Source organism: Leclercia sp. G3L (assembly GCF_021117075.1).
Taxonomy (GTDB): Bacteria; Pseudomonadota; Gammaproteobacteria; order Enterobacterales; family Enterobacteriaceae; genus Enterobacter; species Enterobacter adecarboxylatus_C.
On the sequence record NZ_CP088265.1, the window covers coordinates 2,547,879 to 2,558,963 of the forward strand.

The following is an 11,085-nucleotide window of genomic DNA, read 5'->3' on the forward strand; positions in this document are numbered from 1 at the left end:
TGCCTCTCGACAAGTCGATTTTTTTCAGGTTATTTTCTAAGCACGCCACACATCGTGGCGACGTCGCTCGGACGGTCCGGGCGCTAACGTTATCTGAGGTAGGTATGGCTGATTCCAGTCCTGAACGCCGTTTTTCGCGTATCGATCGTCTCCCCCCGTATGTGTTTAATATTACCGCTGAACTGAAAATGGCTGCGCGTCGGCGCGGCGAAGACATTATTGATTTCAGTATGGGCAACCCGGACGGCGCCACGCCGCCGCATATCGTGGAAAAACTCTGCACGGTCGCCCAGCGCCCGGATACGCATGGCTACTCCACCTCCAAAGGGATCCCGCGTTTACGCCGTGCCATCTCGCGCTGGTATCAGGACCGCTATCAGGTTGATATCGATCCCGAGAGCGAAGCCATCGTTACCATCGGCTCGAAAGAGGGGCTGGCGCACCTGATGCTGGCGACGCTGGATCATGGCGACACGGTGCTGGTGCCGAACCCCAGCTACCCGATCCACATTTACGGCGCGGTCATTGCCGGCGCGCAGGTACGCTCCGTGCCGCTGGTGGAAGGCGTCGACTTTTTCAACGAGCTGGAACGCGCTATCCGCGAAAGCTATCCGAAGCCGAAGATGATGATCCTCGGTTTCCCCTCCAACCCGACCGCCCAGTGTGTCGAACTCGATTTCTTTGAAAAGGTAGTGGCCCTGGCGAAGCGTTACGACGTGCTGGTGGTCCATGACCTGGCCTACGCCGATATCGTCTATGACGGCTGGAAAGCCCCGTCGATTATGCAGGTTCCCGGCGCACGCGACGTGGCGGTGGAGTTCTTCACCCTGTCGAAAAGCTACAACATGGCGGGCTGGCGTATCGGCTTTATGGTCGGCAACAAAACGCTGGTGAACGCTCTGGCGCGCATTAAAAGCTATCACGACTACGGCACCTTTACCCCGCTGCAGGTGGCGGCCATTGCTGCCCTGGAAGGGGATCAGCAGTGCGTGAAGGATATCGCCGCCCAGTACAAACGCCGTCGCGATGTGCTGGTTAAAGGGCTGCATGAGGCGGGCTGGATGGTCGAGATGCCGAAAGCCTCGATGTACGTCTGGGCAAAAATCCCGGACGCCTACGCCGGAATGGGCTCGCTGGAGTTCGCCAAGAAACTGCTGCAGGACGCGAAGGTCTGCGTCTCACCGGGCGTGGGCTTTGGCGAGTACGGCGATACGCACGTGCGTTTCGCGCTGATTGAGAATAGCGATCGTATTCGTCAGGCGGTGAGGGGGATCAAGAGCATGTTCCGTGCCGACGGGCTGTTGCCCCAGGCGACAAAAACCTCGCCAGAGCAGGCCGGCCAGTAAGCGCCAAAAAAAACAGGAGCCAGTGGCTCCTGTTTTTTTAACTGCATTTTCTTCGCTCAGTTCATCATCAGGGCAAAAGTGCCGACCCAGGCGAACACAATAACCGAAAAACCCATAAAGAAATATTTCACGTTCATCGCTCCGCGTATATCGTGATACGCATTAAATACAGAGTCCAACTGAGTATAGAGAGGTGAAGTCAGGCCAGGACGGAAATGAGAATTATCCCCGTTATGGCGTCAACTCCAGCTCAGAATTCTGCGCTTCCCGCTGCCAGACGGCGCTAATGTACGCCTAAATTTCAGGGGTGACAAGAGGCATTTTTTTAAATAATTTCCGCGACTTACGAGTGTCGTGGAACGGCGACAGTTTAATTTCGTGGGGTAATAAATCGCGCTTGAGCAACATAGCGTGCTAACGATAAAGCGGGGTGATTACAGGTGATTGAAAAGGTTAGTCTCAAGGCGAAACTAACCTTCGGCAGAGGCTTAACGATAGAGGGACGCCTCGCCCTCGGGACGAGTTTTGAAGCGGCGATGCACCCACAGATACTGTTCTGGCGCACGCATGATCTCTTTCTCGATCACCTTGTTGATCCAGGCTGCGGCAGCAACCTCTTCCTGCGGATAGTTTTCCAGTTCCGGCATGATAAACAGGCGATAACCGCTATTATCCGTTTTTCTCACCATTGTGACGGTCAGCATCGTAGCTTTGGACAGGCGTGAAATCACGAAGGTTCCGTTAGTCGTCGCGACATCTTTCACCGCAAAGAACGGGGCGAAGCTGCTGCCATTGCGGCCATAATCCTGGTCCGGGGCAAACCATACCGCTTCCCCTTTTTTCAGAGCGCTGACCAGTCCGCGTAAATTATTACGGCTGATCATCGCCTTATTAGAACGCATACGACCGCGGGTCTGTACCCACTCCATCAGCGCGCTGTTGTGCGGCCGATAGGTGGCCATCATCGGCTGGCACAGCCCCATCACGCGACCGCCCAGTTCCAACGACATAAAGTGCACGCCGATCACCATCACTCCACGGTTTTTGGCCTGCGCACGCTGTAAATTTTCCAGACCTTCGACATCGAACCACTTGCGTACCCGTTTGTCCGGCCAGAACCAGGCCATCCCCGTTTCCAGTAACGCCATGCCGATGGATTTAAAGTTTTCAGTAATCAGATGTTCGCGCTCTTCGGGCGATAAGGCCGGAAAACAGAGCTCGAGGTTTCTGCGGCCAATGGATTCCCGACGTTTCAGAAAACGACGCGAGAGACTACCGAGGGTGGCACCCAACCAGAGCAGCACCGGGTAGGGAAGTTGTACGAGCAGCCACAGAACACCCAGACCAAACCACGTAAACCAGTAACGGGGATGCAGAAGGGTGAGTGTGAATTTGCATTGAGACAAGATAAGACAACCTTTATGAAGAGTGTGGAGGTAGCGCCAGACGGGCGATACGCCGTACTGCTTTTATGACCCGTATTAATACTAACGGTTCCGGGCTGTTACCGTACAGGTCGACTGGTCTGATAATGCGAGTTGCCGTTGGGCGGCGTAATGTAGCACTGAATATATCTTAACTGCTATCACTACTTTGTGCTCAAAAAACAGCAGTAAAAGGCGTCGAAAACGGGCCGATTCATTGTCCCAAAAAAGACATTAATTTTCATGTGTTTCATAGCCAAAATCAAAGCCCATCAGCAGGTTCTGGCGCAGGGCGTGATTCAACGGATAGCTGTAACTTTGCCCGATGCTGACCGCATGAATAACCCGTAACAGTGTCCCGCCGCCCAGCCTCGAGGGTTCGTCGGTGATCGCTACCTCCGCCCCCTGCAAGCCATGACGTAAGGCGTGATAAGCCGGAGAGGCCGTGATGCTGTTATTCATCATGCTAAACACGCCCGGCAGCAGGCAAATCAACAGCACCGGGAAGGTCAGCGGATGGCGATTGAGCAGGCGAACCGGCCGCCAGGAGGTGATATAGAGCAGGGCCGCGCTCAGGGGGAGCAGCAGCAGATAGAGCAGTTTTGCCAGATGGGTGAGGGCACCGAGCAGCGAGAACATTAACGCAATCGGCGGGACAATCACCGCCCGCGCCGCATCCTCTCCCTGCTTTTCATTCGCGCCGCCCGCGCCGTAGCTTGCCAGCTCGGCCTGCAGGCGCGGGATCTGCTGTTGCACAGCGTAATCAAGATGGGGTGCCTGTAGCTCAAGCGCAAACAGTTTCAGGGCGTCGTCTTTGGGGTACTCAGAAAGGATCCTGCTCTGGCGGGGGAGGGACAGCTTGTCACGCAGCGTTTTCTGCACCACCTCCAGCATGAAAAACGCCTCCCAGTCGAGACGGGCAGGGATTATCTCCCCCTGATAACGCACCTCTTTCTGTGAAACATCGTAGTAGTCGAGATAGTCCCTGTAAATTTCCGCGCGCGCCGCCAGCCAGGCTTTGTAATAGCCGAGGAGCCCCCCCTCCTGGACGCTGATGCTGTCACGCAGGTTCTGCGCCGCCTCGCTTTCGAGCAGGTCGTGATAGCGGCTGACCGAGCTCATCAGAAGCGGCAGCATAGCTAAAAACGCTTTCCCCGACGGGCTGGTCCAGGTCTGCCGCTGCCCGCCGTCGGGATCCAGCGGGATCCCCTCCAGCGTCTGATGCCCGTCAATTAAGGATTGCTGGTAGAGCTGCGCCAGCAGCGCCTTATGCCGAAATTCGCCGGTGCTTTGCGCAACCTGATGCTCAATCACCCGTTCCACCGTCTGCCAGGTCACCACGCCGGCCAGCAGGCAGAGCGAAAACACCATGCTTGCCACATACAGCGCAGGAAAATCGATGCCACGTTTTTTCAGCCAGGCGTTGCCGCCCAGCACCAGCTGCAGTACCAGCAGGGACGCGGCGATGGCGGTTAACGCCCGGCCGTAGCGTTCCATACTGTGGATTTCATCGGGCGTGGAGAGACTTCCTACCAGATCCAGCAGGCGCGAGTTGAATGCCAGCTCGCAGATGAGATAGGTGAGGGTGAGGATAATTACCAGGACGTTCTGCCAGAGAGGCAGCGTCGGGCGTTTGATCTCAGGGCGGCTGCTCAGTTCACCGATGACGCGTTCCGTCATGATTTCAGCTCCAGACTCGTCTGACGGGTTATCGCCGGTTGCCAGATCTGCTCGGGCAACGAATTGTCCAGCACCGGCATTGCCCTGGGCTGTGGTTGGTCTGCGGCTTTGATCTGCGGCCGTTTTTTCACTTTCACGGGTGGCGGCTCGTCCTCTGGCATTTCGCTGAACGATTCCTGCACGCGCTGCACGGGCATCACCGGGGGATGAACGTACCCAGGGCGATAGTATTTTTGTACCGGCCGTGCCCGGCTGGAGGCATTTTCATGGGAAGAGCACCCGCTTACGCCCAGGAGTAGCGCTAACAGCATCAGCCCGCAGCGGGGTATTTTTTGCAGTGGCACGCTCATCAGTTTGTCCTGACCCTGTTCACAGCGGAGGGATGTCTCCTTAACTGTAATCGGGAATTTTAAATCAGGCAGTTGTATCGCCTGAAAATTCGCCATTTTCGCCGCTTCGGTGAGGCGGCGACATGGTCAGTATGTATTCAACGCCAACATTTATTCCTCATGATTTTTTATTATTCATTTCAGGACCATCAGCCTGGGTGATGAGACAAAAGCTCATGGTCAGCCTGCGTTTATCACTACCACGGGCGGGGGCGCAGGGTTGTATCCTCAGGATTTTGGGGTATGTCCGCGCTGCGGACAAAGACGAATGGCGTTGACCGCGGCATTACCCAGCAGATTGTGGTACATCGGCGGGGCGGCGGGGCGTTCCAGCAGTTCCACCCGGTGGCCATGTTCCCGCAGCGCAGCGGCAAAGCGCGCCTGCAGATCGAACGGCGTATTGCGATCCTGTGGGCTGCCGATCACCATGATCAGCCGCAGAGGATCGGCGGCGATCCCGTCAAGATGATCGAGCGGATCCCACGGGTGCGGGAGCCCGGTGGTGTCCAGTGCCGGTGTCAGAGCTTTGCCCTGGCGCAGACGTAAACGCTGCGCCCGCTCAAGCAATCCCCAGGCGCCGGAGGAAAGTACCGCGCAGTCGATATCGCGACGGCCGGTGGTCAGCAGCGCCGAGGCGGCGGTTGAGCCGCCGCTGTGACCGCTGAGGATAAAACGCTGAATACCGTAGCGGGCTTTGATGGCGTCAAGGGCGGCCGCGATCGCCTGAAACTCTTCCAACTGACGACGACGGTAGTGGTTGCCGCTGGAGCCGTAGGTGCCGGGGCGGGCGATAACAATCGTCGGCAGCCCGGTCTGGCGCAGCATGGTGCGGGCCAGTCGGCGCTGGGCACCGGCAGTGTTGCCGGGGATGGCGTCGGGTGAACGCTTTATCTGTGAGACCCGGTCGCCTTTCAACACCACCAGCGCCAGCGGGGCGTCACGCAGATTTCCGGCGCTGAAATAGCGCATGCAGGCCTCGCCGCTCGGGTACTGCACCCAGGCGGCGTCGTTGCTGGAGGGGCAGTGTTGTCGGCTGGCCGGTTGGTTCCACAGCAGCGGCTCTTCAGCGTGAGCGAAAGCGCTTATCAGCAGCAGAAACCCTACCCTGGAACATCGACTCACAATACCTCCCCGGCAGAAACAATAGACATACAGAATACACAACGCATCACACATAATGTTATCATCGGTTAGGATTTTTCTGACAGGATTCCTCTGGCGTTATCAGGAGTTAACATGCCGCTCAGTGACTTACTTGCGCAGACCCGCCCGGCGATGGAATTGCTGGACGTTGCGCCTAAACCGCCCGTTTGCCCCTCCTGGGCGATCTTTTTTAGTGCTTCCGACAGTCAAAACCGTGCGCACATTGTGCAGGGTCATGGCGATACCTTTGATCAGGCCTGGCAGCAGGGCGCCGGGGCGCTACAACAGTGGCAACAGCAGAGCGGAACTGACGTCCGCTGGCTGCGGGTTGACCTCGTCGATAAAGTGAAAGCGCTGCGCTGGGACACGCTGCAAGCCCAGTTAGCCAAAACCAAACGTAACTATTTTCGCTATGGCCTGAGCTTCGATCCGGCGTTTCGCTACGCCATGCTGGAACAGGAAATTGCCGCCAACGCGCTGCTCTATCACGGCGATCACGGCGTCGCCACGCCGAATGCCAACAACCTGGCCCATTTTACCCGTCGTCGTTTTGGGGCGGTGCTGAGCTGGCCCGGACAGCCTGACCAGGCACTCTGGCGTTTCACCACCCGGGCCTTGTTCTGCGATGGCGAGCAGCTGTTGCCTGTCGAGTCGATCGGGCGTAACAGCGGTTACCGCCAGCTACCCGACTGGCAGGCGACGGCGCTGGATCCGATGATCGCCTCGGCCACTGATTATCTGGCGCGCCAGATTACCTCTTCCGGGCGCTACCAGTACGGCTGGTTCCCCTGCTTCGATCGCGCCATTCCGACCTATAACGCCCTGCGCCACGCCAGCTCAACCTATGCGCTGCTCGAAGGCTGGGAGGTGACGCGACAGCCTGCGCAGTTCGCGGCCATCGAGCGGGCGCTGGCCGATCTCTGCACCAGCTTTATTCGCACTTATACCCTGCCGGATGGCAGCGAAGCCGATTTCCTGGTGGATACCGGGGATGAGATCAAGCTGGGCGGCAACGCGGTATGCATCCTGGCGATGGCGAAATACAGCGAGCTGACCGGCGATCCCCGCTACCTGGAGCAGATGGCGCGGCTGGCGAACGGGATTGGCTTTATGCAGGATCCGCAGACGGGTGGGTTTGTGCATGTGCTGAACGGCCGGGATCTCTCCCTGAAGGCGGCGCACCGCATTATCTATTACGACGGTGAAGCGGCTTTCGCGCTGATGCGTCTCTACGGGCTGACAAAGGCGCCGCGCTGGCTGGCAATGGTCGAGCGGGCAATGGATCACTTTATCGAACAGAAGCACTGGCAGGCCCACGATCACTGGCTCAGCTACTGCGTGAACGAACTGACGCTGTACCGGCCGCTGGAGCGTTATTACCAGTTTGGGCTGGATAACGTGCGCGACCACCTCGATTTTGTCCAGAACCGGGTTACCACCTATCCCACGCTGCTGGAGCTGATGATGGCCGCATCGCGGATGATCGCGCGGCTTGAAACCTCCCCGCATAAACATCTGCTGGCGGGCTTCGACATGGCGGTATTCAATCAGGCGCTGGAGACCCGCGCCCGCTACCTGGCTAATGGCTTTTTCTGGCCGGAGCTGGCGATGTTCTTTAAAAACCCGCCACGTATCGTCGGCAGTTTTTTTATTCGCCACCATAGCTACCGGGTGCGGATCGACGATGTTGAGCACTACCTGTCTGGCTATGTCGCGTATCGTCAACGCTGGCGCGCCCGGTCAGGCGAGCAGTAAGCCGCTCCCATGCGACCTCTGCGTTCCTTCATCTCAGTGCAGTGTCGACGTTGGTTGTCGCTCTGGCTGGTGGCATTGCTGGTTATCTCCCCCGGGCTCGGCGCCGGGTGGGATTTCAGTGCCATCAGCACCCGCACCGAGCGGCTGTATGGCCCGGCCACCCCCGCCGCGCGGCAGCGGATCGATGAGTGGGCGGCCTTGCTTAACAACCCAGCGCAGGGCACGATCCAGGACAAGTTAAAGCAGGTTAATCAGTTTTTTAACGCCAGAATGGCCTTCCGGGATGATATCGTCGTCTGGAAGCAGCAGGATTACTGGGCAACGCCGATTGAATTTCTCCGTAAAGGGGCAGGGGACTGCGAGGATTTTGCGCTGGCGAAATATTTTACCCTGCGCGAAATGGGCGTTCCTGCGAACCAGTTACGTATTACCTATGTAAAAGCACTCGAACTGAATCAGGCGCATATGGTGGTGACATGGTATTCCACCCCCACGGCGATCCCGCTGGTTCTGGATAATCTTAAAACCGCCATCCTGCCGGCCACCCAGCGTACTGACCTGCTTCCGGTGTACGCGTTTAACGGCGAAGGGCTCTGGCTGCCGCAGTCCGGCGGCAACAAACGCGTGGGCGACAGCAAAAGGCTCTCCCGCTGGCAGGATCTTCTCACCCGAATGCGTGCAGAAGGATTTGTAATTAATGAATAGGATAGGGCCATGTCTCTTTATAAACAGCTACTGATTGGCATCTGTTTATTTACGTTCGTCATTTTCTGCGGGAACTTCGTGGTGACCCTGGAAAGCTCACGGGAGCAGTACCGCAACCAGCTCAGCGCCCACGCGCAGGATGCGGCGACGGCGCTGGGGCTGTCGCTGACCACCCATATCGACGACCCGACCATGACCGAGCTGATGGTGAACTCCATCTTCGACAGCGGCTATTTCTATCGCATTCGCGTGATCGACATTAAGACCAATAAACCGATCATCGAGCGCAGCGATGTGCCCCAGGATACCCGCGTCCCGCAGTGGTTCGTGCGGCTGGTGCACCTTAGCCCCGGCGAAGGCGATGCCATCGTGATGCGCGGCTGGACCCAGGTCGCCCGGGTCGAAGTGGTCAGCCATCCGATGTTTGCCCTGGCGCGCCTGTGGAACGGCATTGTCGCCAGCTTTTTGTGGCTGACCGGCTGTAGCCTGCTGTTCCTGCTCGCCGCCACCCTGCTATTACGCCGCAGGCTGCGCCCGCTTAACTATATTGTCGACCAGGCGATGGCCATCTGCCGCCGCGAGTTCCTCAATGTGCCGGCCCTGCCGAAGACCCCGGAGCTGCGCCGGGTCGTTGAGGCCACCAACATGATGGTGACCCAGCTTAAAGCGTTATTCAGCGAGCAGGCCCGGCGCACCGAGTCCCTGCGTCAGGAGGCCTATCATGACAGCCTGACCGGTCTGAGCAACCGCCGCGCGTTTGATATGCAGCTACAGTCGCGCCTGAGCGATGAAGAGAACGCCGGCGGCCACATCCTGCTGCTGCGGGTCCAGGATTTGATGGGCCTCAACCAGCGTCTTGGCGGAGCGAAATCCGATCGGCTGCTGGTGGCGGTGGCGGATATTCTGACCGGCCTGCAGCGCAACTATTTTCACAATGAAGGCTTTGTCGCCCGCGTGCGCGGTGGGGAGTTCGCCATTATCGCCCCGCAGATCCTCGGGCAGGATCTCGACAATCTGAGCAACACCCTCAGCACCCAGCTGAAGGCGCTGTCTGAGACCGGCATGAGCGACGTGACGCCGGTCGCCCACTTCGCGCTGGTTCCTTTTAACGTGGGCGATACCCCCCAGGCGGTGCTGGCGCAGGCGGACCAGGCGCTGGCGAGAGCGGAAACCGAGATGCGCTTCTTTGCCAGCTCCGATACCGTACCGACCGGAGAGCGCGAAGAGGATCATCACAGCTGGTACACTCGCCTGGATACCGTGCTGACCAATGGCACCTTTGAGCTGTTCTCGCAGCCGGTGTATGAGTGCAACAACGCGCATGTGGTGCTGCACCATAAGATCCTTGCCCGCATTAAAACCCGTGAGGGTGAGCTGGTGCCGGCAGGGCGCTTTATGCCGTGGATCCACCGTCTCGATCTCAGCCGTCGCATGGACATCGTGATGCTGCAACAGACCCTGCAAGAGCTGGCAAAATCGCCGCGCCCGCTGGCGCTCAGTATCAGCGGCGCCAGCGTCGGAGACGACCAGAGCCTGAACGCTCTGCTGCAACCGCTGAAAGGTGCACCGCAGCTGGCAACATGGCTGACTCTTGAGCTGGATGAAAATGAGCTTCCCGATGTTGAGCGCGTAAACGTGCTGGTCAGTCGTCTGAAGGCATTGGGTTGTCGTCTGGGGATCCAGCATTTTGGTGGTCGTTTCCACCTTATCGGCAATTTACCGCAGTGGGGTCTGGCCTGGATTAAAGTTGATGGCAGTTATATTCGCGATATAGACAGCGAGGACGATAAAAAACTGTTTATTGAGGCAATTTACTGGGCAACACGCCAGATTAACCTGCCGCTTATTGCCGAACGTGTGGAAACAGCTGGTGAACTGACGATTCTGGAAAAAATTGGCCTTCATGGCGCGATGGGTCGCTATTTCGCTGACGCCAGTACGCTGGGCGGAAATTAACCTCACAGGCTGAACGGAGGCTGAAAATGTATTACGTAGAACGCGATACGGAAAGACGAATTATTCGGGTGGAGCTGACCCCTTTTTCCACGATGACGGAAAAGCATGACCTGTGCACACCCGAGATTGACGAGTGGATGCGTCAGCGAGAGATCCGCGAAGCCACGCTGTATCAACTGCGGCAGAGCGACCTTGAAATGGTGCGCGTGCTTGAAGACTTGATCGAGGTGCTGATGAGCAAAGGCGTGATCACCATTACCGATCTGCCGCCAGCTGCGCAGGCGAAACTCACCAGCCGTGCGCAGGCGCGCCGCTCGCTGAGCGGTCTGGAAGGGTTAATCGCAGAGGATGATGAAGGGCTTATTTAATCCCTATCGTTACGTGAAGGGATTAATCAACAATGACCAGGGGGCGATGGCCTGGCTCCCTGTTTTGATAGGCATACCTTTTAAAATTTCTTTTCATTCATGTCATCTATTAATATAAGGCCCTGACTCGGGCCTGCATCAATAAATTTGTTGCTGAAAGGCGTATCGTAGTCAGAGTTGCACAGCAAATTACTAATACAGATTTAATTCTCTTTTAGCATTCTAAGCCTGAGCAATGGATGAATTGGGCGTGAAAAGGATTGAGGGATAAATATATGAGCGGCGTATCCGGGATCGTCAAAGCAGTAATAGGGCAGGT

At 57.5% G+C, this 11,085-nt stretch carries 10 protein-coding genes; 5 read left to right on the forward strand and 5 right to left on the reverse strand.

The window, feature by feature from the left end; all coding sequences use genetic code 11:
* Window positions 1-104: 104 nt before the first annotated feature.
* The gene (gene alaC, locus LRS40_RS13620; protein WP_142486620.1) at window positions 105-1,346 is read left to right on the forward strand and encodes an alanine transaminase; all 1,242 of its coding nucleotides are present in this window, start codon (window positions 105-107) and stop codon (window positions 1,344-1,346) included.
* A gap of 56 nt (window positions 1,347-1,402) precedes the next feature.
* On the opposite strand, the gene ypdK is transcribed toward alaC, so the two are convergent.
* The 5 genes from ypdK to LRS40_RS13640 all read right to left on the reverse strand — a co-directional run bounded on the left by ypdK (window position 1,403) and on the right by LRS40_RS13640 (window position 5,961).
* Complete coding sequence (gene ypdK, locus LRS40_RS24775) at window positions 1,403-1,483, reverse strand: membrane protein YpdK (protein WP_098946261.1); 81 nt, start codon at window positions 1,481-1,483, stop codon at window positions 1,403-1,405.
* Between the two features lie 351 nt (window positions 1,484-1,834).
* Window positions 1,835-2,755, reverse strand: coding sequence for a kdo(2)-lipid IV(A) palmitoleoyltransferase (gene lpxP / locus LRS40_RS13625; RefSeq protein ID WP_142486619.1), 921 nt, complete (start codon window positions 2,753-2,755; stop codon window positions 1,835-1,837).
* Between the two features lie 249 nt (window positions 2,756-3,004).
* On the reverse strand, window positions 3,005-4,450 hold the full coding sequence (locus LRS40_RS13630; protein ID WP_231311810.1) for a hypothetical protein: 1,446 nt from the start codon (window positions 4,448-4,450) through the stop codon (window positions 3,005-3,007).
* Complete coding sequence (locus tag LRS40_RS13635) at window positions 4,447-4,800, reverse strand: hypothetical protein (protein ID WP_142486617.1); 354 nt, start codon at window positions 4,798-4,800, stop codon at window positions 4,447-4,449. The genes LRS40_RS13630 and LRS40_RS13635 overlap by 4 nt, the downstream gene beginning before the upstream one ends.
* Before the next feature lie 267 nt (window positions 4,801-5,067).
* Window positions 5,068-5,961: a S9 family peptidase gene (locus LRS40_RS13640; RefSeq protein ID WP_231311811.1), complete on the reverse strand. Its 894-nt coding sequence runs from the start codon at window positions 5,959-5,961 to the stop codon at window positions 5,068-5,070.
* Window positions 5,962-6,075: 114 nt separating this feature from the next.
* Between LRS40_RS13640 and LRS40_RS13645 the strand changes: the two genes are divergently transcribed.
* The 4 genes from LRS40_RS13645 to LRS40_RS13660 are packed head-to-tail and all read left to right on the forward strand — an operon-like array spanning window position 6,076 to window position 10,766.
* Window positions 6,076-7,737, forward strand: coding sequence for a Mur ligase (locus LRS40_RS13645; RefSeq protein WP_231311812.1), 1,662 nt, complete (start codon window positions 6,076-6,078; stop codon window positions 7,735-7,737).
* 9 nt (window positions 7,738-7,746) lie between these two features.
* The gene (gene lapG, locus LRS40_RS13650) at window positions 7,747-8,442 is read left to right on the forward strand and encodes a cysteine protease LapG (RefSeq protein ID WP_156264307.1); all 696 of its coding nucleotides are present in this window, start codon (window positions 7,747-7,749) and stop codon (window positions 8,440-8,442) included.
* A gap of 9 nt (window positions 8,443-8,451) precedes the next feature.
* Window positions 8,452-10,398 carry a cyclic di-GMP receptor LapD gene (lapD, locus tag LRS40_RS13655; protein ID WP_231311813.1) on the forward strand — a complete coding sequence of 649 codons (1,947 nt, stop codon included), beginning with the start codon at window positions 8,452-8,454 and terminating at the stop codon, window positions 10,396-10,398.
* Between the two features lie 26 nt (window positions 10,399-10,424).
* On the forward strand, window positions 10,425-10,766 hold the full coding sequence (locus tag LRS40_RS13660) for a tryptophan synthase subunit beta (RefSeq protein WP_231311814.1): 342 nt from the start codon (window positions 10,425-10,427) through the stop codon (window positions 10,764-10,766).
* The last annotated feature ends 319 nt before the right edge of the window (window positions 10,767-11,085 follow it).